This window comes from Mycobacteroides sp. H001 (assembly GCF_001440005.1).
Lineage (GTDB): Bacteria > Actinomycetota > Actinomycetes > Mycobacteriales > Mycobacteriaceae > Mycobacterium > Mycobacterium gwanakae.
In genome coordinates this window covers 198,801-222,761 of sequence record NZ_LJYH01000035.1, presented here as the reverse complement: position 1 = coordinate 222,761, position 23,961 = coordinate 198,801, and the positions used below count along the sequence as shown (strand labels likewise).

The window sequence follows — 23,961 nt, the reverse complement described above, 5'->3', positions numbered from 1 at the left end:
AGAGTCAAACGAAACACCATGTCTGACAACGCCGTGATGCCCATCGTCCGGGTAGCCGTGCTCGGTGAAGAAAAGCTGACCGAGGTCGCCTTGCCGACCCAGCTGCCGATGCGCGACATCATTCCCGCAGTTCACCGGTTGGTGGCCCCAGACGCCACCGAGGCCACCCCTCAGCAGCTGAGCCTGGCCCCGGTGAATGGCGCGCCGTTCAGTGCCGACGCGACCCTGGACACCGTGGGAGTCGTCGACGGTGACCTGCTGACGCTGCGTCCGACTCCCGTGGGACCCGCTGCACCCGGCATTGTCGAGGACATCGCGGATGCGGCCGTCATCTTCTCCGAATCGCGTAAGCGCCCGTGGGGTGCCGAGCACATTGCCCGTGTCACCCGCGTGGGCGTCCTCGGATTAATCGTCGCGGCAACGGTTCTGGCGATCGTTCACAACATTCGCACCGGTTCCACGTTGAGCCTTGCCGGCCTGGCGGTGGTGGCGGTCGCCACCGCGATCGGGGCGCTGGTGGCACACATCCGATCGCCTCGCCTGGGCGCGGAGCTGGCCATCACCGCCCTGGCTCCCATCGCCGGTGCGCTCGCCCTTGCCATCCCCGGAGATGCCCTGGCGCCGCGCGCCCTCCTGGGCGCCGCCGGGGTCGCCGCGTGGTCGCTGATCTACCTGATCGTGGCGCGCCAGCAGATCGCCTTCTTCACCGCCACCACGGTGCTGTCCATCGGTATCGCCGGTGCCGCTGGCGCCCAAATCCTGTGGCACCCGTCGCTTCTCACGGTGGGCTGCGGTCTGATCGTGGTGGGGCTGCTGGTCACCGTGCGTGCCGCACAGCTGTCGGCCTTCGCCGCCCGCTTCCCCCTGCCCACCATTCCCGCACCCGGTGACCCGACTCCCTCCGCTCCGGCGATGGCGGTACTCAAGGACCTCCCGCGACGCGTTCAGCTGAGTGACTCACATCAGAGCGGATTCATCGCGGGCGCTTCACTTCTGGCCATCCTGGGATCACTGGCTCTGGTCGGCGGTTCGGCGCAGGCGAGCCCGTGGACCTGGTACCTGGTGGTCGCGGTGAGCGCCGGGGCAGCACTGCGCGCACGCGTCTGGGATTCGGCGGTGTGCAAGGCCTGGCTGCTGGCGGTGCCCTTCGTGGTGACCTCCGCACTACTGGTGATCTTCGCCCTGGCGGGCCGTTATACCGGCGCACTGGCTGCGCTTGGGGTGCTGGCGTTCTTGGTCGCCGCGCTCACTGTCGTGGTGTTCAACCCGAAGATCGCTGAGGCAGAAAGCTACTCGCTGCCCAGCCGGCGGCTCCTGGGATTCCTCGCCTCGGGCATCGATGCCTCACTGCTGCCGGTCATCGCATACCTCACCGGACTGTTCAGCTGGATCCTCAACCGATGATCCGTTTCATGTCTGTGGGCGCCGTCGCCGCGATGCTGCTGGCGCTGTCTCCTATGACAGCACCGGCCGCGTACGCGGTGACACGTCCGGAGGCGGATCCCGCCGCCCTACCTCGAGATTCGGCCCCCAGCGCAACAGCCGGTATGCAGTCCGCCGCGTGCACCACCACCGTGTTGACGCCGGGTACGGGCACCAGCGGAAAACCGTCCCCGGAATTCGAGGAGGCGTGGCGCTTCTCTCGCGGTGAGGGCCAGAGCGTCGCCATCATTGACACCGGCGTACAACCCAGCGCGCGGCTGCGTGTCGAAGGTGGAGGCGACTACGTTCAGTCGACCAACGGGCTGACCGACTGCGACGGACACGGAACCATGGTCGCGGGAATCATCGGCGGCCAGCCCGGCCCAGATGGATTCTCGGGCATCGCGCCGGCATCCAAGCTGATCTCGATTCGCCAGGATTCCTCCAAGTTCTCTCCGCGAATCACCGGCGGCGATCCCAGCACGAACGGCGCCACCCACTTTGTCAGCACTCTGGCGCGGTCCATCGTGCATGCCGCGAACCTCGGCGCACGCATCATCAACATTTCCTCGGTCGTCTGCGTTCCGGCCGCCAAGCCCATCGACCAGGCCGCACTCGGCGCGGCGTTGCGTTACGCCGTCGAGGAGAAGGACGCTGTCGTGATCGCAGCGGCCGGTAACACCAGCGGCGGGGGCGCCAACTGCCAGCCGAATCCACTCAGCGGTTCGGGTACCGATCCGAGGAATTGGACTGGGGTGGAATCTGTCTCGGTTCCCTCCTGGTGGCAGCCATATGTACTGTCCGTCGGGTCGGTGTCCGCCGACGGCGCACCCTCGAAGTTCACGATGCCCGGCCCCTGGGTCGGCATCGCGGCAAATGGCGAGAACGTGACGTCGCTGTCCAACGACGAGGAAGGCGGTTTGGCCAACGGAATGGTCGGCCAGGACGGCAAGGCGCACCCCCTCTTCGGAACCAGTTATGCGACGGCCTATGTCTCGGGTGTCGCGGCGCTGGTGCGCAGCCGGTTCCCGGAACTCACCGCGAACCAGGTTGTCTCGCGGCTGCAACGGACCGCTCGTGACGCGGGCCGTTCTCCCTCCAACCTTGTGGGAGCGGGAACCGTCGATCCGGTAGCCGCGCTCACCTGGGACGTACCCGCAGACGGAACTGCTCCCGCAGGCCCCAGCGTCCGCGCCGTCGTTCCGCCGCCCCCACCCACCCCGGAAAATCCCCTTCCCCGGCAGCTCGCCTTCCTGGGCGCCGGTGTATGTCTGATCGCGGTGATCGTCGTCGCCGGGCTCAGTGCACGTCGCAGACAGGAGAGCACGAGTGAGTAAGAACGTGAAGCTATATCGCCCCCCGGTGCCGTGCACGCTGCGGTTGACCCTGGTGGCGACGCTGGTCGCAGCGGGTGCGTTCGCCCTCTACCGCCGGGACCCCGCCGACCGCTGGATCGCCATCACCGCCGGAGTGCTGGCACTGGTGCTGCTGGTGTGGTGGCGTGGCACCTTCCTCACCGACATTCTCGGACGATTCACGAAGCTGCTGACCCGCAGAATCTCTGGGAGGCCCTCCGCGAACACCCCTCAGATTGTCGCAGCGGGCGTCGATGCGCGCACCACGGTGGCACTCGAGCTCTCAGCACCCGCATCGGATGAGGAGGTCCCGCTCGGGCTCCTGTCCGGATACCTGGATCGCTACGGCGTACGGTGCTCATCAATCCGGGTCACGACCGCCGGGATAGCCGGCACCGAGAACAAGACCTGGGTGAGCCTGACCCTGAGCGCGGCAGACAACCTTGCGGCATTGCAGGCACGTTCTTCCCGAATCCCCTTGCGTGAGACCGCCGATATCGTGGGACGCCGACTCTCCGATCACCTACGCGAACTGGGGTGGCAGATCAATGCCGCAGAGAACCCCGGCACGCCGCTGCCGGAGGAAGTCAAGGAGGGCTCCCGCGCCGTCACTGACGATCACGGATACCTGGCCGCCTACCGCGCCACGGTGAACGACGATCTGCCGAACACTCTCGGAAGCATCTGGAGTGCCCCACTACCGGAGCGCTGGACGGTCCTCGAGCTCACCGGCACCACCGATGCTCCGCTGCTGACCGTGGTGTGCGCCTTGCGCACAGACGAGAAGCCAGAGTCACGCGCGCCATGGGGCGGGCTGACGCTGTGCTGGGGCGAGCACCTGCCTGTCCTGCAGGCGATGAACCCGCTGTCGCCCAACTCCTTCGGCGTAGCCGGGACCCCGGTCACCGTAGAGTTCCTCGACAACCTCGCGCCGCATAACGAGGCACAGGCACTGGTCTGAGAGCATGTGGGCTAACGCGCTCCTGGGTGCGTTAGCCCACTGCGGCGTTGGCAGATGCCGGGAAGAACGACCCGGCCTCGGTACCCTTTCGGGGTGATCGCAGGTTCGGCCAGACGTCTGGGAATGCTCGCCGCCACGCTGAGTCTCGTTCTCACAGGCTGCGGCCACGAGAACCCCGGCTCTGCATCCTGGCCACCTGCTGGTGGGCGAGGCCCCTGCGCGGTGGCAAAAAAAGTCGATGTACCGGCCACCATGCGCGACGGCACCGTACTGCGTGCCGATGTCTACCGCCCTAAGCTCAAGGACCCCGTGCCGGTCATCCTGATGCGCACCCAATACGGCAAAGGCAGCGCGCAGATCAAACCGTCGCGGTTCCAGACACCCGACTGGTTCGCCTCACACTGCTACCTCGTGGTGGTGCAAGACGTTCGGGGGCAGGGCGCATCGGATGGGATATTCACCGAATTCGGCAATGACGGTAGCGACGGATACGACACCGTCGAATGGGCGGCCGGATTACCCGGCTCCACCGGCAAGGTCGGAATGTACGGGTCCTCCTATGTCGGCGCGACGCAATGGCTCGCCGCCACGACAACTCCCCCGCACCTGACAACCATCGTCCCGTCCAACACCGCATCCGACTACTACGACGGCTGGACCTACGAGGGCGGCGCGTTCCGGCTCGGCTTCGTATTGCCATGGGCGATCGAGACAATCGCCACCACCGCGGCGAAGAACCGCGGCGACGACGCGACCGCCCGAGAGCTGGAAGCCGCCGCCACGGAGCCGGAGCGCTGGCTCAAGTTTCTTCCGTACCAGGATGTTCCACCGATGCAGCCGGGCAATCCACACGTTGCGCCCTGGTACTTCGACTGGATCCGCCATTCGACCCGCGACGACTACTGGAAGCGGTGGAGCATCCGGGATCGGTACGAGAACGTGAAGGTCCCCGTCCTGCATTTCGAAGGCTGGTACGACGCGTTCCTGCGCGGAGGCCTGGAGAACTTCGCCGGCATGTCCTCGCGCGGCGGCTCAGCGGAGGCGCGCCAGCATCAGCGCATCGTCATCGGCCCGTGGGATCACCTCGCCTGGGGCCGCGAAACATCGAGTCCCTCGCCACTGCTGAAAGGCCTGGGGACCGGAGCCAGTAGCCCCGTGAACGAGCTGCAATTGGCGTGGTTCGATCACTTTCTCAAGGGGACCGACAACGGTGTCTCCGCCGACTCACCCCGCGTCGACTACTACCTGATGGGCGCCAACCGATGGAAGAGCGCCACTGCCTGGCCGCTGCCACAGACGCAATGGACCGTCTACCACCTCGGCGGTCCCGGCGCGAAACACCATGGAACGCTGGGTAACTCGACCACACCTGAGGATCCACCCGACAGCTACCGCTACGACCCTGCCAATCCGGTGCCGAGCGCCGGCGGGCACTCGTGCTGTGCCGCGGATTCCGCGCCGGAAGGCCGATACGACCAGAACACCATCGAAGAGCGCCCCGACGTGCTGACGTACACCGGCGAGCCACTCACCGCCGATACCGAAGTCACCGGGCCGATCACCGTCGACCTGTGGGCTTCGTCCTCGGCGCCGGACACCGATTTCACCGCGAAACTCGTTGTCGTGCAATCCGATGGCACCGCCGTCAACCTCAACAACGGAATTGTCCGAACCTCGCTGGCACAATCCTTATCCGAGCGCCGGCCCATCCCCGCCGGCCAGCCACACAGATACCGCATCGACATATGGCCGGTGAGCTACCAGTTCCGTGCCGGCGAGCGCATCCGGCTGGAAATCTCCAGCAGCGACTTCCCGCAGTACGCGCCCAACCCAAATACGAGTGCGGCGTTCGGGCAGAACGATGAACTCCGCTCCGCCACACAGACAATCCTGCACGATGCCGCGCACCCGTCAGTGCTGACGCTTCCCGTCATACCCGCAGGCAGCCCGGGAACAGAGCAGTTCCCGCTACCCAGGTAGTCAACGGGGAACGCTAACCCCAGTTCTCCGGGCCGCCCAGGTCCGCCGAGAGCCAGTGCTCCGGGGAGACATAGACCGCGATCTGCTCGCCATACCCCTCCGAGTATTTGAGATACCCGTCGAGCAACTCCTCCGGGATATACCGGGCGGCCACCTGCCGGTGCTGGTCATGTTCGAGCGGCACGATCTTGGTCACCGGCCCCTCCACGCTCACATACCGGACCGTCGGCTGCTCACGATCGACCATGAGCGTGAGCCGACCTGCCGCCTCGATCAGCTGATGCTTGCGCGAACCCTTGCCCGTCGGAATCCAGAGATCGCCACCCGGGGTGTAGAAGTACCAGATCGGCACGGTAAGCGGAGCGCGGTCCGCACCGGCACTCACCGAGATTGCAGCCACGTGGGGCTCGGCCAGAAATGCCTGTCGTTCTTCCAAACTCAATCCCATGGCATCACCCTACGAGCCCGCACCGACAAGCGCACCGGACTCGGGTCATGGTTCACTGAACCCAACACTGCGGAAACGAAAGGGCGTGGTGCCATAAGCAAAACGCGTGTCATGCATCGTCGCCCTGCGCCGCTCACGGACAAACAGACATTTGAGACAAATGTCGAGGTGCTCGAGCAATTCGGTCTGCGCCGCGCGCTTTCCATCCTGACAGCGATTTGTACCGTGGCCATCGGCGCCGCCGCGATGACCTTGGCGTTCGAGGGCTTTTCGACCATTCCTGCGTTGTGCGTCGTCATCGCATTACCCACCCTCGGATGGGGCATTCGGTATGCGCGGCGCAAACCCATTACTTACGCCGAGTCGTTGGCTTGGCTCATCTATTGCGATATCGCCATCATGGTGGGTGTTTGTGTGGCGACAAGCTCCGGAATCGCCTTCGTCAAGTTGGCGTGGCTCGTCGCCGTCAACGCCTACGCGTGTGTCATCCACGGCCGTTCGGTACTGCTCATCCAGACCGCGGTAGCCGCCGTTGGGACCCTGGTCGCCATCATCGGTTCCCTACTTCGCGCTGACCTGGCGATACCCATCGTGACCATCCTGCTCGTCACGATCACGCTCGCGCATGTCATCGCCGCATGGGTGGTCCACGTGACACGAGAGCAGATCACGCGCTACCTCGCCAGCTGGGAACACGTGGTGCATCACGACCATCTGACCGGGCTGCTCAATCGGCACGGCCTGGAGATGGCGTGCAACAGCTGGCCCAGCCCCACCGCGGACAAGGTGATCGTGGTCGCCACGATCGATATCAACAATTTCAAATCTGTCAACGACACCCACGGCCATCACGTGGGCGATGAGGTGCTCAGACGTACCGCACGGCGACTACAGCAAATCGCCGGCCTCGATACGCTACTGGCCCGACTAGGTGGGGATGAATTCGCGCTGGTCTCCATCGTGTACCCGCCGCTGCATCTCGGATATCCGCGCCTCATCGAGCAGGCACTCGCCCCATTGCCCAGTGACTTTCCCGAGGCAACGGCCAGCATGGGAGGCGTGCACGCGAATCTGACGGATCTGGTCACACATTCCGGTGAATCACTGGCCAAGACGGTCACGAAATTGCTGGTGCAGGCCGATGCCGAAATGTATATGGCGAGAAGACAAGCCGCGAAGAAGGCCGCGCGCGTTTCCCATTGATGCCACGGTATCGCGTGATTCACTTGAGCGATGGCACGACCCATCGATCTCGCCCGTCGCTTCTACGACCGGTTTGAACCCATCCACGGCATCACCTACTTCTCACCCGAGGCGCGCGCCGCGGCCGACGAGCTCGGCTACCGCGGATTCTGGCGCGGATACTTTGCCACCCGTTCGGCACCCCTGGGCATGGTGTGCCCCCGGCTCGTCGAGGCCGTGTTCTACAACTTCGCCTCCTTCCGTGTCGTCAAGTCACTCGAAGGCGCCTGGGAAACCGTCAGCCCGCAACAGGCACTGTCCGCCCGGCAGGCCGGTGCTGTCGCGGCGTTACGGCGCTATGGCCTGACCGATGACGAAAATCTTCGCGCCGCAGCGGAACTGCTGGGTAGGGCGGCCCGCAACGCCTCGCCCGCGGGGCGTCCCCTCTACGCCGCGTTGACCGCCGTGCCCTGGCCCGACGAACCCCTGGCGACGCTGTGGCACGCCGCCACCCTGCTACGCGAACAGCGTGGCGATGCCCACGTCGCGGCACTGGTCGCGGCGGGCATCGATGGCCGTGAATCGAACGTGTTTCATGTTGCGGCGGGCCGGGCCACCAAAGCCGACATCATGCGCAGCCGCGACTACGACGAGTCAGAATGGACCGCACTCGAAGAGGGCTTGACTCGGCGCGGCCTACTCGACGACGGTGCCCAGCTGACGTCGGAGGGACACGCGCTCAAGACCGATATCGAGAACCGGACCGACCGGGTATCGCTGCCGGTATTCGACATTCTCAGCGATACCGAGGTGGAGGCGCTCTTTCACGCGCTCACCCCCATCACCCGGCAGGTCATCGCGGGCGGCGACCTACCGGCGTCGACACCAATGGGGTTGCGGCGCAACGATCTCGATAACGAAAGTGCGAATCTGACCTAGGCCGCCAGCGCTCCCCGCTTCTTGAGCAGAGGGAGCACACCCTCGGCGAACCAGTAGGCCTCCTCAAGGTGCGGGTATCCGGACAAGATGAACTCGTCGAACCCGAGCGCGTGGTACTCGGAGATCAGATTCGCGACCTCTTCATGACTGCCCACCAGCGCCGTACCCGCACCACCGCGCACCAACCCGACACCGGCCCACAGGTTCGGGTAGATCTCCAACTTGTCGAGCCGACCGCCGTGCAGCGCCGTCATGCGCCGCTGGCCTTCGGATTCGGACTTCGAATGCAACGCGGTGGCCGTCGCCACCTGCTCCGGGGTCAACTCCGCCACGAGCGAATCGGCGACGGCCCAGGCCGCCTCTGAGGTATCCCGCGTGATCGTGTGCAGCCGGATGCCGAATCGAAGGCTGCGCCCGCGTTCCTTCGCCAGGGCACGCACCGTCTCGATCTTCGCCGCGGCCGCGGCGGGCGGCTCGCCCCATGTCAGGTACACGTCCACATGATCGGCCGCGATGGGCAACGCGGCCGGAGACGAGCCTCCGAAATACAGCTGCGGCAACGGTGTTGGCGGCTCCGAGACCCGCGCATCGGTCACGGTGTAGTGCTTGCCCGAATAGTCGACGGGATCACCCTTCCAGATCTCCCGCACGATCTGCAGGAACTCCCCGGTCCGCTCATAACGCTCGTCGTGGGTGAGCCAATCGCCGAAGCGGCGCTGTTCGGTGTCGTCGCCGCCGCTGACGACGTTCAGCAGCAGGCGCCCTTCGGAGAACCGCTGGAAGGTGGCAGCCTGCTGTGCGGCGAGTGTGGGTGGCACCAGACCGGGCCGGAAGGCGACCAGGAACTTCAGACGTTCGGTCTGCTCCAGAAGCGCCGATGCCGTCAGCCACGCATCCTCGCACCAGGTGCCGGTCGGCGTCAGCACACCCTCGAAGCCCAAACGGTCCGCAGCGCGGGCTATCTCGCCGAGATAGCGCAGGCTCGGCTCGCGGTAACCCACCGGGATGGTGTGATGCGAGGACGCGTGCGAGGCGCCCACAATGGAACGGCTGTCGCCATTGGTGGGCAGGAACCAGAAGAACTTGGCGGCCACGGGAATTGGTCTCCTTGTGGGTTATTGGGACTTGGTGAAGTACTGCTTGAGTGCATCGTTGTACCGGTTATCAACGAAATCAGAGAACGTCGGCTTGCCCTGAATCTGGCCCGACTGCGCGAACAGGTCGGTCAGCGTCTGCTCCGAGGCCGTCACCTCGTCGGTCAGCGGTATTGGTTGTCGCAGGCTGCGTGACTGTGCCAGCTCAGCTGCGGCGGGGTCGATTCCGATTGCGGCGGCATACTTTCCATACCACTCCTGTGGATGGGCTTGGGCCCATGCGCTGGCACGCGCGATGCGCTGCACCAGGTCCGACAGTGCGGTATTGCGTTGAGCATCACGCAGTGCCACCTGCGAAGCGACGCCGAATCCGTATCCGTTCGCGACGCCGGTAGCGGTCACCAGGGTACGAACCTTCAGCTGTTTGTCGGCCAGTGCCGTGTAAGGGTCCCAGATCGCCCAGGCGTCGGCCTGCCCCTGACTCAGTGCGGTAAACGCGTCGGCGGGCTGCAGAAACACCGGCTGGATGTCCTTGATGGTGAGATTGGCCTTCTGCAGCTGAAGTAGCAGATGACCGTTCGCCGAACTCCCCTTCCCGACAGCGACTTTCTTCCCCCGCAGATCTGCCACGGATCGGATTGGGGATGTGTCGGAAACCAGGATCTGGTCACCGGAGGCGTCATTCGTGTAACCAGACACCACTTTGATTCTCGCCTTGGACGCAGCCCCGAAGATCGGGGGTGTGTTGCCGGTGACGGCAAAGTCGATCTTGCCCGCGGTCAGCGCCTCGATCTGAGGCGGGCCAAAAGTGAAGGTGGAGAATTCGACCTTGTACGGCGCGTTTTCCAGTTCCCCTGCCGCCCGTAGCAGCGATTCGGTGCCGCCCTTCTGATCGCCCACGCGCAGCGTGAGATTCGACAGCTCCGAGAGCGGGACGAACTTGGGCACCGCGGAATCGCCCTTATCGTCGCGGCCGGAGGTGCAGGCCGTCAATGACAGCAGGATCGCGGTCGCACTGACGATGGACTTAAACACCAAGCTGCGCAAGAAGCTCTCCTCGATAGTTCTCGGTTTCGGTGTCGTGCTTGCCCTGCGGTTTACGCGGATTGCGAATGCGCAATGTGTGCACCAACCGCCCCTCGTCCAGCACCAGGATGGTGTCGGCCAGTGATATCGCCTCGTCCACATCGTGGGTTACCAGCAGCACCCCGAACTCGTGCTCTCGCCATAGGTTCAGCAACAGTCGGTGCATCGAGAGTCGTGTCAGCGCATCGAGTGCCCCGAAGGGCTCGTCGAGCAACAGCAGCTGCGGCTCCGCGACGAGTGCACGCGCCAGCGAAACGCGTTGTGCCTGACCACCCGAGAGCGTCAGCGGCCAGGCCTGCGCCTTGTCGGCAAGCCCCACCTCATCAAGGGCCCGGTCAACGCGAGAGAGCGCCTCCGCCTTGGACAACTTGGTGCGGGTGAGTCCGTACAGTACGTTATCGCGCACCGAGCGCCACGGGAAAAGTCGCGGCTCCTGGAAGGCCACGGCGGGAGCGCCCAACACCACGCGCTCACCGTCGTGGTCACCGGCCAGCCCGGACAGCACCCTGAGCACCGTCGACTTACCCGAGCCGCTGCGGCCCACCAGGGCGACGATCTCGCCACGGTCGACCCGCAGCGAGATGTCGTCGAGAACGCGATTACGCCCGTACCACTTGGTGACCGACGTCAACTCCGCCGCCGGCGTGGCGGACTGGCGCGACAAGTCTGCGAGCTCGAAAACCGCTGTCATGATTTGCCTTTCATGATCGGTACCGCAGTGCGCGCCGTTCCAGCACTCGCACAATGGCATCCGTGACTATGCCCAGCAGCGCGTAGACCACCAGCCCGAAGATGATGACGTCGATGCGCAGGAAATCGCGCGCATTGTTGATGAGGAATCCCACCCCGGCGTCGGCGTTGATCTGTTCGGCGACGATGAGCGTCAGCCAGGACAGCGCCAGAGACTGCCGTAACCCGACAAGCACCTGCGGTGTCGCACTGGGGACGACGATGACACGCAAACGCTGCCAGAACGAAAACCCAAGCACCTGTGCGGTTTCGAAAAGTTTGGGGTCTACCTGCCGGATCGCGGAGGTGGTGTTGAGGTACAGCGGGAAAGCCGCTCCGAGAGCCACCATCAGCACCTTGGGCAGCTCGCCGATGCCGAACCACAGGATGAACAACGGGATGAGACCGAGGTGTGGCAGCGCCCGGATCATCTGCATGGTCGGGTCCACCACGGCGTCGGCAAGGCGCGACAAGCCCACCGCCGCCCCCAGTACCACGCCGACCAGACCGCCTAGCAGCAGTCCTTCGGCGGCGCGGAGGCCGGATACCCGCAGTGCGGCGGCAAGCTGTCCGTTGCCGATCAATTCGATTCCGGCGTGGGCGATTGTCGACGGGGCAGGCAATATCTCCGGGTCGATCAGCCCCCAGGCGCTGGCCGCCTGCCAGATGAGCAGTACCGCGAACGGTGAGAGAAATCGAACGATCTCCCACCGCCGATTGAGTACCCACTCCCGCCGGGACCGGGTGGCAAAGGGGGCATCTGTGTCAGTCGCCGCAGTGGCCACCAACGTATTACGGGTGGTCATGAAAAGCTCAGGAATCCTCACGGGTCGGCGGCTGCGTATCGACAGTGTTGACACACTATGGGCGCGTTCGGATTCGGTGAAGAATTAATATCGCGCTGATTCGACGGGTATCCGTATCCCGGGAAAACAAAAGAAATCAGCGCCAGCCGTCTGCCGCCTTGGCGGCGCGCAGCAGTTCCTCGCACAGCTCACGCAGCTCATCGTGGGTCGCACCTTCTTCGACCGCGGTGGCAACATCCTCGGCCGCGCACCGCGCCTGATACACCCGGTCGGCCAGGTCCGTCGCCTCATCGGCCGTAAGCACCACGGCATCGGCGGGCACCGAGGTGCCCTTGACGGCGGCACGCTGCTCATAAGCGCGCTGACGGCAGGATTGTCGGCAGTACTGGCGTCGCCGGCCCAGTTCCGCGTCGTCGACTTCACGCCCGCACCATTTGCAGGGTTGAGCGTGTTTGCGACGTGCCACGTCTTGGAAGCGTAGCGGTGGCTCGCGACGCCAGGCGCGCAAGGTCCGCTCGGTACCAGCGAACCGCCTGACCGTTGGCGGATGTGAGAAATCGGCATCACCAAAACGGACTACATGACTGGTGAGAGCTGGTGCGACACGACTGACGCCACGTCGCGCAAAGCGATCGAGCGCAATTAGCACAATTGCAAGGAAAACGGATAATTGTGCGCTAATCTTGCCCAATCACAGCGGCATCCAACGTCGGAGGTTGTGCGATGAACAAGATCATCAAGCTTGGGCAGGCCGTGCTAGCAGCGGGTGTTATCGCCGCTCCGGTCGCTGTCATCAACGCGGGCCTGGCGTCGGCACAGCCGAGCCCCGCCCCCGCGGATGTGTGCTTCAACGGACCGTATCCCTCACCCCCGCCCCCTTGGGGACCGGGAACCATGGAGGGCTGTGTCAACCCCGACAGCTGGTTCAGCCAGTGGGGTTGGCGGTATGCAGGACCCAACTGGCGCGGCGAAGGCGGACAACTGCCGCCTCCGGCCCCGAACTGGAAGTACGTAGGCCCGGGCTGCGAGTACTCGAGCAACCCGAACTGGCAGTACACCGGCCCGGACTGCCAACGCGAAACCCCGTAGTACGACGGCGGCCCCGGCGGCTAGTAGGAGTACGAGCCGCCGAGGGCCAGCTCGGCCTCGTGCGTCAAAATGGTCGCCAAGGCTTGTGGGTTCGACCAATAGAAGTAGTGCCCGCCGGTCACGAGGATGCTTGTGAACTCCCCCTTCGTGTACGGGGCCCATCGGCGCGGTGGCGCAAACTTCGGGATCACCTCGTCATCCTTTGCGCTCACCTCGGTGATCGCCGTCTTGATACGGCGGCGCGAGATCGATTGCAGGCCAAGACTGAAATCGATCACCGCATGCAGCCGCGCCTGCTCCAGCAATGACTCGTCCGCTATCTTCTTCGGCGGCCACGCCCCGCGCTGCTCGTCATTGGTGAGCCTCCAGAGCGCGTGCTGTTTCGGGTTGTGGCCCCGGGTCTTGGCGTAGAGAGCATCCATTCGCCACAAGGACGGATGCCCACTCACCACCGGGACAAACCGGCCCACGGCGAAGTCCCGCGACTCCAATGCCTGACAGACCGTATAACCGAACAGGCCGCCGAAACTCTTTCCCGCGAGAACCGGCCGACGGCAACCGAGCCCGACGATCGCCGCCGCACAGTCCTCCGACAGTGCACGCAGGTTCTCCGGGGAGGGCTCGGTGGACCGGGTGCTGCGCCCCGGCATCCGCCACACCCCGAAGTTCACCCCTGCCAGATGCGGGACCAGGTGCTGCTCGCCGGCGTGATTGGCCCCGGCGCCCGGGAAAAACAGCACGGTGGGCAGGGACGGCTGATATGCCCTTGGCCACCACCAACATTCGAGCGGAGTCGCAACAGTCACGCCGATCCTCTATATCGCGTCATGCTCGGGATCGCCGACCCCTTGCGCAATGAGTAGTGCGACGCGGGCACCGACGGCCTCAAGGGTGAGATCCGGGGTGAACTGGAACGCACTGATCTGGATGTTCAACTGCTTACCGGCCCGTGCGGCGAACTCCACCGCCATCAGGGAATCGATACCCAGATCGGCGATAGGCCCGGTGGGATCGATGCTGTCCACGTCAACCTTGAGGACATTGGCGAGTTCCTTGGCCAGTTCCTTGGTGACCATCGGGCCGCGTTCCTCCTCGGGCAGGGCCAGCACCGCCGCACGGAAGGCGGCCTGTTCGTTCGACACCGCAGCAGCTTCCGCGGAGAGATGAGCAAAACGTGTGCTCTTGGCTGTCGAGGGCAACGGAGTGCGCAAGACTCCCCAGTCAACGCCCGCGATAGCGACATGCGGAAGCTGGAATCGGGAGCACTCGTGCATGAGCGTCGCCCCGAGATCCATGTTGAGGCGGCGTAACCCGACGGAGTCGAGGAACTTCACGATGGCCTCCACCTCCGCCATCCCACCCCCACTCATCGCGCCCCAGCTCACCGACAGGGCGGGCAGCCCGGCCGCGTGCCGTGCCTGAGCGAGCCCGTCCAGCACGCTGTTCGCGGCCGCATACGTCACCTGCGGAACAATGCCGATGAGACCACTGATCGAGGAGTACAGCACGAAGTGGTCGAGCGGTACATCGTGCTCGCGCGTGGCCTTATCCAGATTCAGGGCACCATCGACCTTCGGCGCGAAGACCTTGTACAGCGACTCCGCGCTGATATCCGCCAGCACCTCATCATGGGCCACCGCGGCGGCGTGGAAGACTCCGCGCAGCGGATGTCCCGACGCTTCAACCTTCGCGACCAGATCCGAGACCTGGTCGTAGTCGCTGATATCGATCCGCTCTTCCCACACGTCGACATCGGCGGCGCGCAACGCCTCGATCTGCGCCCGCGCCACCTCGGTGGTGGCGCCGCTGCGACCCGCGAGGATCAGGTGGGTGGCGCCGGCTCTGGCCAACGAGCGTGCGGTGGCCAACCCGAACCCGCCGAACCCACCGCTGATGAGGTAGGAGTGGCCGGGGCGCACCGGGGCGGTATCCGGCTTGCGCGGCAGTAGCTTTGGAGTCTGATCCCGCAGATCCAGCACGATCCGGCCCATGTGCGCCGCCCGGAACACCGCTTCGAACGCTCCCACCACATCTTCGATCGGGAATCTCGTGAACGGCAGCGGGGTGAGCTTGCCCGAGGTGAGCATCTCGGTGCATTCACGCCGGAGCTCGCGGAAGGTCTCGGGCCGCAGCCGCAGCATGCGGTCCATGTCGATCGCGTGGAACGACAAGTTCCCGCTGAAGGCCTTGAGATCCACTGCGCCGCCGAAGTAGATATCCGCCTTCCCGATTTCGATGATCCGGCAGAACTCCCCGGCGACCGCGAAGTTCTGGGCGATCATCTCGCCGGGCAGCGAGTTGTAGATGACGTCGACACCGCGGCCTTCGGTGACGCGCAGTATGTCGTCGACAAACCCGACCGAGCGCGAGTCGAAGGCCGCGGTTGCACCTAGCTCGAGCGCCGCGCGACGGCGCTCCTCACTACCGGCAGTCGCATAGACAACCGCGCCCATGTTGACCGCGATCTGCACCGCGCCCATACCCATGCCGCCCGCCGCACCGTGGATAAGGACGGTTTCACCGGGCTGCAGATCGGCGAGTTTGTAGAAGGCGTAACCCGCCGTGAAGAACGGGACGCCCGAGCCCACCGCGAGCGGATCGAAATCCTCACGCTGCAGGTGCTCTTCGTCGATCCGTTCCCATGCCGCACCGCCATCGAGATCGAACGTCAGATAGCGTCGCAGCAGCCCACGCTCTGCCACCGCGATGCTCTCTCCGACTCTGAGCTCGTTGACCGCGGAGCCGACACGTGTGACGACACCGAATCCCTCCATCCCGGGCTCCAGCTTGAAATATGTTTCGCCGAGCTCGCGCTCCGTCAGGATTCCCAGGACCTTCAGCGGGTCCTTGTAGTTGAGTCCCAAGGTTTCGACGCGGACCTCGACCTGCCGGGGTCCCGGTTCGATGCGATCGCATGCGCGCAGCGCGATGTCCTTGAGCGTGCGCGTGTCCGGGATCTGTACCTCGTAGGCCACCTCCGGGTCTGTGGGCTCGAATGGTTCTTCCCACGGCGCAACGAGTTCGGACAGCGACCGGCGCATCCGCTGGGTCCACCGCTCACCCGCACGCACCGCGACTTCTTCGGCTCGATTCATCGCACCGATCTCCGCGGCCACCTCGTCCGGCGTGGCCGAATCGGGCAGATCCACAAGAGACCATTTGGCGGGGTGTTGCTCGTTGGCCAACACCCGGCGCGCTCCCACCAGCGCGGTCTGATCAAGGTCCAGGCCACTGTCGCCCGGTGCCAGGAAGGCGCGCGTGCTCACGACGACCACCTGCACATCCGGGCTCACGACACCGCGTTCGGTCTCGGCTTCCAGAACTACCCGCAACGCCTGAGCGATCGTGACGAGTTGATGCAGGTTCTCCACCAACGTCTTTCCGGCACCGACAGTCGCCAGGACACGTAGGTACGTGTCCGCGTGCAACGCTGCCGCGAAAGCGCCGGCGAGATCTGCTCCCGGGTCGGCTTTCAGGAGCACGGCACCGGCGCTGGCCGCACGGCGGGCGCCTTCTGCGAAAGCGGCCGCCGCATCGCCGATCTCGACGATCACATTCGCGGCCCGGGCGGCGGTGCTTCTGGAGGCGGCAGGTGCGGCGGGCTGCCCCTCGGCTTCCTCCTCCAAAGGCTCCCAACGAGGCTCGTAGAAGTACTGATCAAGCTCGGACAGCGGGTCCAGCGCTGATCCCACGGGCCGCAGCGTCACTCCGGTCAAGGCCAAGGCGACTTCACCGTCTTGCGAAGCGAGATAGGCGTTCGCGCGCAGCGGCTGCGTGCTGGTGATCTCGACGAACGCTATCGGGTCCTGGGGCACCTCGTGGTACAGACGTACCCGGTCCACCGAGGCCGGGATATGCGCCGTCGGAGGCACATCCAGCTCTGGACGTGCCGCCAACAGAACCGCGATGCACTGCAGGGCGGCATCGGCGAGCGCGGGATGAACGGCGTGGCGCAGTGCCGACCCCGACGCGTCTACCGCTTCCGGAGTCGTCAGCTGCGCAACACAGCCGGCCGACCCGATGCGCACGCTCTGGATTCGCTGAAAGGCAGGACCGTAGGAGAGCCCGACCGCGGCCAATCCTTTGTAGACGTCTTCGCCGTCAAAGATCCTGTCGAACTCGGACTGTGCCGGAACCTCGATCCGCAAGGCCCCCAGATTCGCCTCGACCAGCCTGCCATTGGCATGTGCCGTCCACAGTTGGGTATGCGCGGAGCGGCCGTTGACGGTGAACCGCTTGGTGGGCTCGTCCACGGTGAGACGGGTGATCGGCGCGTCATGTTCGGCGACCACCAAAGGCACCGCGAAGACCACCGAGTCCAAGCCCGCCTGGCCCCGGCCGGAGCGTTGCCGCACTGCCGATAGCGCGGCATCGAGGTACGCGGTTCCCGGTAGGACAATCGAGCCAAGGACCGTGTGGTCGGGCAGCCAGGGCAGATTCGCGGCAGCCAGGGTGACCTCCCACTGTGGCGTCAGCGCCTCCGCCCGGTCCCCCAGGAGCGCGAAGCGATCAGCGTCGCCGTAGCGCGCACGCAACGTCAGGGCGTCCTCTTCCCACAGTTCTTCTTGCGACCACGGGTATTTCGGCAGGTCCATGTGCGGGACCGAACCGTTCTCGTAGAGACCGGCCTCGCCGGGCGCGTCGATGGCGCCCACCGCATACAGGTCCGTGACGGCTTGCAGCACCGACTGCTCATCATTCTGGTCACGGTGCAAGGTCTGGACCGCGGCACCGGAGACACTGTGGCGCACAAAGCTTTCTCGAATATTCCCGAGCAGGACCGGATGCGGTCCGAGCTCCAGGAACACCCGGTACCGATCCTCGATGAGGGTGTCGATGGCCTTCGCGAACAGGACGCTTTCGCGCACGTTCTTGAGCCAGTAGTCCGGGTCTGCGAATGCCGCGCTGTCGATCTTCTCACCGGTGACGGTCGAGTAGACCGGCACGTCTGCCTGCCGGGGGGCAAGGCCGGCCAGCGAGGTCGCGAGTTCCCCGAGAATCGGGTCCATGAGCTGGCTGTGATACGGAACCTCGACGTGCAGCATCCGGGCAAAGACCCCGTCTTCTGCGAGCTCATCGTGCAGTGTCTGCAGGGCCTTGGAGTCACCGGACAATGTGGTTGCCGAGGCGCTGTTGATCGCCGCGACGCACACTGCCGTTCCAAAACGCGCGGCCCGGCGCTGGGCTTCCTCGGCATCCAGACCGACCGCGAGCATGCCGCCCGAGCCCGCTGTCTTGGCCTGCAGCCGGGAGCGATGGAAGGACACCGTAGCGGCGTCGCGCAAGGACAACGCGCCGCTCACGTACGCCGCGGCGACCTCACCAACGCTGTGTCCTACTACCGCGGTGGGCCGGATCCCGAACTGCCGCAAATGCTCTGCCAGCGCCGACTGGACCAAGAAATTCGCCGGCTGGGCGATCTCGGTGCTGCTGACGCGAGAGTCCCCTTCGGGCCGCAGCAGCTCGGCGATCACCGACCAGCCCGAGATCTCCTGGAACACCGCGTCGATCTCGGCGGCGGTGTCACGGAAGACACCAGGGGTCTGCAACAGTCCGCGCGCCATCCCCCACCACTGCGGGCCCATCCCACTGAAGACGAACACGGGATCGGAGATGCCCTCGACGAGAGCACGCGCCGGGGCCGCTTCCTCGCTTTCCGCATAGGAGTTCAGCTGCGCGAGAAGGTCGTCGGCATCGCGATAGATGAAGCCCTTACGCAGATAATGCTGTGCCCGGCGGCCGGTGGCCGCGGTCTTCAGTCGCTGCGCACCCTCCTCCGAGAGATCTGAGCCCAACAGCTCGGCGTACCCTCCGGCGACCTCATGCAACGCTGCCCCACTGCGGGCGGAGACCGGGAAGATCCGAATGCTGTCACGTGCAGGAGCCTGCGGCTCGGCGGCCGCGGGCGGCGCCTGCACGATGACATGCGCGTTGGTGCCGCCGTAGCCGAAGCTGTTCACCGCCGCGTACGCGGGAGCTCCGAAGTCCGGGTACGGCTCGACCTCGGTCGGGATGCGGATCTGCAACTCGTCGAACGGGATTTCGGGGTTGAGTTTGTCGAGGACGACCTGCGGCGCGATGGTCCGCCGCTGCACGGTGAGCGCGGCCTTGATCAAACCCGCGACACCCGCCGCGGCCTCGGTATGGCCGAAGTTGTTCTTCACCGAGCCGATCACCAGCGGCTGCGTGCGACCGGGAACCTTGCCGTACGAGTGCCCCAGTGCCTGCGCCTCCAGCGGATCGCCCACGCTGGTACCGGTGCCATGCGCCTCGATGTATCCCACCAAGGCCGGGTCGATGCCCGCCTCCTTGATCACGCGATCCGCAAGCCGCTGCTGCGACACCGGATTTGGCACGGGCAGCGCTATCGTCCTGCCGTCCTGATTGACCCCGCTGCCGCGAATCACCGCATATATATGGTCACCGTCGCGCTGTGCCTGCTCGAGGTTCTTGAGCACCACGATTCCGACGCCCTCGCCACGGCCGTAACCGTCTGCTGCCGCGTCGAACGACTTGCTGCGGCCGTCGGCCGCGAGGAATCTGCCCTTACACATGGTGATGAACGTTTCCGGCTGGAACATCACGTTCACTCCGCCGGCAAGCGCCACATCGCACTCACCGTCGGCGACCGCCCGTACCGCCAGGTGCGTGGTGACCAGAGAGGACGAACATGCCGTGTCCACGGTCATGCTCGGCCCCCAGAAGTCGAGCGCGTGGGCGATTCGGTTGGACAACAACGTCTGAGACGCGCTGAAGGCGGCGAAGTTGTTGATCTTCTCGAGGTTTCGGGCCAGGCCCCGGCTGATCATGTTGTCGTTCATGAAACCGCCGATGAAGGTACCCACGTTCCCGCCCAGCGCCTGTCCGGCGATGCCCGCGTCGTCGAGGGCTTCCCAGGTGGTTTCAAGAAGAAGCCTCTGCTGCGGGTCCAGGACGGCAGCCTCACGGTGCGAGATCCCGAAGAAATCCGCATCGAACCGTCGGAAACTCTGGGTCAGGAAGCTGCCTCGCCGCGTGTACATCCGGCCGGGCGTATCGGGGTCGGGGTCGTAGTACTTATCCGCGTCCCAGCGATCCTTCGGAATATCAACGACGGCGTCGCCTTTGCGTAACACAAAGTTCCAGAAACTCTCCGGATCACCAATTCCTCCGGGGAATTTACATCCGATGCCAATGATAGCCACTGCAACCAATGCTCGGCCCTCTCCTAGTTGTTGAACTATCGGGAGACGATGGAACTTTTTCCGAAATAGCGAGACAGTTCGAGCTCATCTGGAATCATCTTGACCACTAACGATGCTGTGCCTGCCGTGTCATTCCGTGGAGTTCGGACTGTACCCGTCTGATTGGCAACACGAAGGGTGTTTCAGATGACTTTGTTGATCCCCCCGAAAGTAGCTCCATGAGAAACGCCTGGGTGTATCTCGTTGTGCTGGCGGTGCTTACCGTCGCGGCCTTGTTCATCCTCAAACTGCGCTCAAGCGAGATCCCGGATGAGGCAGCAGGGACGGTGAGCCGTCTCCCCACGTTGGGCACGCTCTCCGAACGGACGATCCAGTACGAGGCCGTCGGGCCCGATGGAACCCCGGCGACGGTGTCCTATCTCGACGACGAGGGCCACAACCAGAACGTCAACACCGTCCTGCCATGGCAAGAAGCACTGCGCACCGTGGAACCTTCGCTGGTGACGAGCATGGTCGTGCAGTCCAACAGCTCTGGCGTTGGATGCCGGATCACCGTCAACGGCAAGGTCCGCGATGAACAAGTCGCAACCGCCAGCGGCGGGATCGCAAGCTGCAAGGTGCAAGTCGCATGAAAAAAGACGAGAGCGAAGCGGTTACGGGGCCCATACCTGCGCCCGCCGACGGCAACGGGTTCTCCGATCGATCACGGGCATTCGGCAAGCGGCTACGCAACGAATTCTCCGTGCCGTTCCGCCGAGAGACCTACGCCAGCACCGACACCGGACAGCACAGACCGCTGTACGCCCGGCTGCTGTACGGACTGTCCATCCCGATCGTCGTGCTGTGGGTGCTGCTCGCCTGCGGCCTCAATGCCGCTGGGCCCCAACTCGAGAAGGTGATCGAGGGACACGCGTTGTCCTTCCTGCCCGACGAGGCCTCCTCGGTGCAGGCGCTCTCCAACATGGGCAAGTACTTCGGAAACGGCGGCACCAACAACTTCGTCGCCGTGCTGGCCGAGGGAGACAAGCCGTTCGGCGCGGAGATGCACGGCTACTACGCCGATCTGATGGAGAAGTTCAAGGCCGACAAGAAGCACGTCGTCACAACGATCGATCTGTGGTCCGACCCGTCATTCGCCCCGGCATTCGAAAGCCAGGACCGGAAGGCCTCTTTCAGTTATCTCAACCTCGCCGGAAACATGGGCACGGCGCTGGCCATGGAATCCACCCAAGCGGTGCGCGACATCGTCAAGGCCTACCCGCCCCCAGCCGGGGTCAAGATCTACGTGACCGGACCTTCCGCGGTCGTGAACGACGAACTACTCGCGATCAACCGCTCGATCCTGCCGATCATCATCGCGTGCGCCATCTGCATCACCATCATCATGTCGCTGACCTACCGTTCGCTGTTCACGGCGGCGATGCCGCTACTGGTCGTGGCGGTCGCTCTGGTGACCGCCCGTCCGATCGTCGCCCTGCTCGGTGAACGCGGGATCATCGGCATCTCCATATTTGCGTCAAGTCTGTTGGCCGGCATCGTCCTTGGCGCGGGAACGGACTACGGCATCTTCCTGCTCGGCAGGTATCAAGAAGCACGACGGGCGGGCCAGGACCCGACCACCGCCTACTTCACCGCCCTGTCGAGTGTGCAGCGCATCATCTTTGCCTCCGGGCTGACAGTGGCGGGCGCGACCGCCTGCATGACACTCACCCGACTCGCGGCGTTCTCCACGTCCGGCCTGCCCTGCACCATCGGCATCCTCACCGCCCTTGCCGCGGCGTTGACCCTCGGCCCCGCACTGCTGGCGATCGGGTGCAGGCTCGGACTGTATGAGCCGCGAGGAGATCGGGCCATCCGCCGCTGGCGGCGCATCGCCACGCACGTGGTCCGTTGGCCCGGCCCCGTACTCGCGGGCAGCCTCGCCGTACTCGCACTCGCGATTCTCGTCCTACCGACGTATGTCATCAGCTACAACGAACGGGCGGCACAACCGGCCAATACCGAGGCGAATCTGGGCCTGGACGCCGCGGATCGGCACCTGCCGCCGAACATGCTGAACCCGAACCTGCTGTTCGTCGAATCCGATCACGACATGCGCAACTCTGCCGACCTGATCGCGCTCGCCAAGCTGACCAATGCCGTCTACGGCGTGGAAGGCGTGCAAGCGGTGCAGGGCATCACCCGCCCCCTCATATCGCCACTGCCCCAGGGAACCCTGACCTATCAAGGTGGGTACATCGGCGAACGCATGTCCCAGATCGCCGAAATGGTCAGCACGCAGCTCAACGGCATCGCCAGAATCACCGGCCAGATCGATCAGCTCTCGGTCGGCGTCAAGGTGGTCCTCAAGGACCTCCGAGTCACCCAACGGGCCGTCGATCTTCCCGGCGGCGGGGGCCAGGCCACCCGGGCGCGCCTCATCGACCTGTTGAAGATGGCGAAGGGCATCCACAATGAGATGCAGCCCATGCTCGCCGCCGGCATCGACACGGCGGGACAACTGGTGGATATGGTCCCGGACTGTAAGCAGCTGCTGCCCTGCAATACCGCGCTCACCGGCCTGGCCGTTCTCGACGGACTCAATCAGGCCGGGGGGCGAAAGTTCGAGGATCTCGTGGACGCCTCCCGTGTGGCCTCGGAGTCATTGCCGAACCTGGTGGCACAAGTTCAGCTGCTGGACCGTTTCCTCAGCGACGCACAACGAACGCTGACCCCCATCCGCGGCATGGCGGACTCGCTGCTCGTACAGATGAACGAGGTCACCCAATTCCTGCGTGAGATCGCCGACACCTATATGAAGGGAGACCCGAGCGGGTACTTCTTCCTTCCGAGCCAGGCCTTCGAATCCCCGTTGTTCCAGTCCGCACTCTCCGTCTTCTTCTCACCGGACGGCAAGATCACCCGAATGCTCGTCATGGGCGATGTGAACTCGTTCAGCAGAGAGAGCATGGACTACAGCGCGAAGATCATCCCCGCGGCGCAATCAGCACTCAAAGGCACCTCGCTCGGCGGGAGCCAGGTGAGCATCGGCGGCGCCGGCGGCACGCTGCTCAACATCGCCGCCTTCGCCAGGGAGGACTTCATCACCAGTGCCGTGGCGGCCTTCGCATTCGTGTTCTGCGTGGTCCTGCTGCTGCTACGCAGCTTCGTCGCCGCGATCGCCGTCGTTGGCACCGTGGGGCTGTCGTTTCTGTCCGCGTGGGGTCTGAGTGTCGCCATCTGGCAACACGGTGTCGGTCTGCCCTTGCACTGGGCGGTGGCGCCATGCTCCTTCATATTTCTTGTCGCGGTCGGCGCCGATTACAACCTGCTGCTCGTCGCCCGATTCAAAGAAGAGCTCCGCGCCGGAATCAAGACCGGCATCATCCGCTCCATGGTGGGCACCGGCAGCGTAGTCACCACAGCGGGCCTGATTTTCGGTTTCACGATGTTCGCGCTGATCGCCGGCTACTCGAGCACACTCGCGCAGATCGGCACGACCGTCGGCGTCGGACTCCTGCTCGACACACTCATCGTCCGTTCACTCGTCATCCCCTCCATCGCGACCATTCTGGGCCGCTGGTTCTGGTGGCCCATGCGTGTGCCGTGCCGCGCATTGCGGGAAACGGATCCGGCATTGGTCGGCCCAAGGCACAGCGCGAGCCAGGCATAAAAAGGAAATCCGTGTACAGAAATTGCAGAATTGG

The 23,961-nt window shown here is 64.7% G+C and carries 17 protein-coding genes; 9 read left to right on the top strand and 8 right to left on the bottom strand.

Features of this window, described 5'->3' with window-relative positions:
- Positions 1 to 18: 18 nt before the first annotated feature.
- From eccD to AOT83_RS18215, 4 genes are all read left to right on the top strand, one after another.
- Positions 19 to 1,404 carry a type VII secretion integral membrane protein EccD gene (gene eccD, locus AOT83_RS18230; RefSeq protein WP_057965290.1) on the top strand — a complete coding sequence of 462 codons (1,386 nt, stop codon included), beginning with the start codon at positions 19 to 21 and terminating at the stop codon, positions 1,402 to 1,404.
- On the top strand, positions 1,401 to 2,759 hold the full coding sequence (mycP, locus tag AOT83_RS18225) for a type VII secretion-associated serine protease mycosin (RefSeq protein WP_057980036.1): 1,359 nt from the start codon (positions 1,401 to 1,403) through the stop codon (positions 2,757 to 2,759). The genes eccD and mycP overlap by 4 nt, the downstream gene beginning before the upstream one ends.
- Positions 2,760 to 2,784: 25 nt before the next feature.
- Entirely contained in the window at positions 2,785 to 3,738 is a 954-nt protein-coding gene (gene eccE / locus AOT83_RS18220) for a type VII secretion protein EccE (RefSeq protein WP_057964748.1), read from the top strand.
- 123 nt (positions 3,739 to 3,861) lie between these two features.
- Complete coding sequence (locus AOT83_RS18215) at positions 3,862 to 5,718, top strand: CocE/NonD family hydrolase (RefSeq protein ID WP_057964747.1); 1,857 nt, start codon at positions 3,862 to 3,864, stop codon at positions 5,716 to 5,718.
- 13 nt (positions 5,719 to 5,731) lie between these two features.
- On the opposite strand, the gene AOT83_RS18210 is transcribed toward AOT83_RS18215, so the two are convergent.
- The gene (locus AOT83_RS18210) at positions 5,732 to 6,166 is read right to left on the bottom strand and encodes a pyridoxamine 5'-phosphate oxidase family protein (RefSeq protein WP_030095662.1); all 435 of its coding nucleotides are present in this window, start codon (positions 6,164 to 6,166) and stop codon (positions 5,732 to 5,734) included.
- Positions 6,167 to 6,277: 111 nt separating this feature from the next.
- Here AOT83_RS18210 and AOT83_RS18205 point away from each other — a divergent pair, with 111 nt between their 5' ends.
- Together AOT83_RS18205 and AOT83_RS18200 are read left to right on the top strand one after the other, a co-directional pair.
- Positions 6,278 to 7,369, top strand: a complete 1,092-nt coding sequence (locus tag AOT83_RS18205; RefSeq protein ID WP_057964746.1) for a GGDEF domain-containing protein — start codon at positions 6,278 to 6,280, stop codon at positions 7,367 to 7,369.
- A gap of 30 nt (positions 7,370 to 7,399) precedes the next feature.
- Positions 7,400 to 8,287, top strand: coding sequence for a hypothetical protein (locus AOT83_RS18200; RefSeq protein WP_030095660.1), 888 nt, complete (start codon positions 7,400 to 7,402; stop codon positions 8,285 to 8,287).
- Here AOT83_RS18200 and AOT83_RS18195 read toward each other — a convergent pair.
- The 5 genes from AOT83_RS18195 to AOT83_RS18175 all read right to left on the bottom strand — a co-directional run bounded on the left by AOT83_RS18195 (position 8,284) and on the right by AOT83_RS18175 (position 12,468).
- Positions 8,284 to 9,381, bottom strand: coding sequence for an LLM class flavin-dependent oxidoreductase (locus tag AOT83_RS18195; RefSeq protein ID WP_030095659.1), 1,098 nt, complete (start codon positions 9,379 to 9,381; stop codon positions 8,284 to 8,286). The two genes, AOT83_RS18200 and AOT83_RS18195, sit on opposite strands and share 4 nt — an antisense overlap.
- A gap of 21 nt (positions 9,382 to 9,402) precedes the next feature.
- Positions 9,403 to 10,428, bottom strand: a complete 1,026-nt coding sequence (locus tag AOT83_RS18190; RefSeq protein WP_057964745.1) for an ABC transporter substrate-binding protein — start codon at positions 10,426 to 10,428, stop codon at positions 9,403 to 9,405.
- Complete coding sequence (locus tag AOT83_RS18185) at positions 10,409 to 11,158, bottom strand: ABC transporter ATP-binding protein (protein ID WP_030095657.1); 750 nt, start codon at positions 11,156 to 11,158, stop codon at positions 10,409 to 10,411. Before AOT83_RS18185 ends, AOT83_RS18190 begins: the two co-directional genes overlap by 20 nt.
- Positions 11,159 to 11,168: 10 nt before the next feature.
- Positions 11,169 to 12,002 carry an ABC transporter permease gene (locus AOT83_RS18180; RefSeq protein ID WP_057964744.1) on the bottom strand — a complete coding sequence of 278 codons (834 nt, stop codon included), beginning with the start codon at positions 12,000 to 12,002 and terminating at the stop codon, positions 11,169 to 11,171.
- A 136-nt stretch (positions 12,003 to 12,138) separates the two neighbouring features.
- Positions 12,139 to 12,468 (bottom strand): hypothetical protein, encoded by a 330-nt coding sequence (locus AOT83_RS18175; protein ID WP_030095655.1) that lies wholly within the window; start codon positions 12,466 to 12,468, stop codon positions 12,139 to 12,141.
- 257 nt (positions 12,469 to 12,725) lie between these two features.
- On the opposite strand from AOT83_RS18175, the gene AOT83_RS18170 reads away from it, so the two are divergent.
- Positions 12,726 to 13,091: a hypothetical protein gene (locus AOT83_RS18170; RefSeq protein ID WP_030095654.1), complete on the top strand. Its 366-nt coding sequence runs from the start codon at positions 12,726 to 12,728 to the stop codon at positions 13,089 to 13,091.
- A 20-nt stretch (positions 13,092 to 13,111) separates the two neighbouring features.
- Here the strand turns inward: AOT83_RS18170 and AOT83_RS18165 are convergent, their stop codons facing one another.
- Complete coding sequence (locus AOT83_RS18165) at positions 13,112 to 13,831, bottom strand: alpha/beta fold hydrolase (RefSeq protein WP_030095653.1); 720 nt, start codon at positions 13,829 to 13,831, stop codon at positions 13,112 to 13,114.
- A 75-nt stretch (positions 13,832 to 13,906) separates the two neighbouring features.
- Entirely contained in the window at positions 13,907 to 20,284 is a 6,378-nt protein-coding gene (locus AOT83_RS18160; protein ID WP_057964743.1) for a type I polyketide synthase, read from the bottom strand.
- A gap of 224 nt (positions 20,285 to 20,508) precedes the next feature.
- On the opposite strand from AOT83_RS18160, the gene AOT83_RS18155 reads away from it, so the two are divergent.
- Together AOT83_RS18155 and AOT83_RS18150 are read left to right on the top strand one after the other, a co-directional pair.
- Positions 20,509 to 20,907, top strand: coding sequence for an MmpS family transport accessory protein (locus tag AOT83_RS18155; protein ID WP_052399513.1), 399 nt, complete (start codon positions 20,509 to 20,511; stop codon positions 20,905 to 20,907).
- Positions 20,904 to 23,927, top strand: coding sequence for an RND family transporter (locus AOT83_RS18150; RefSeq protein ID WP_057964742.1), 3,024 nt, complete (start codon positions 20,904 to 20,906; stop codon positions 23,925 to 23,927). Before AOT83_RS18155 ends, AOT83_RS18150 begins: the two co-directional genes overlap by 4 nt.
- Positions 23,928 to 23,961 lie beyond the last annotated feature (34 nt).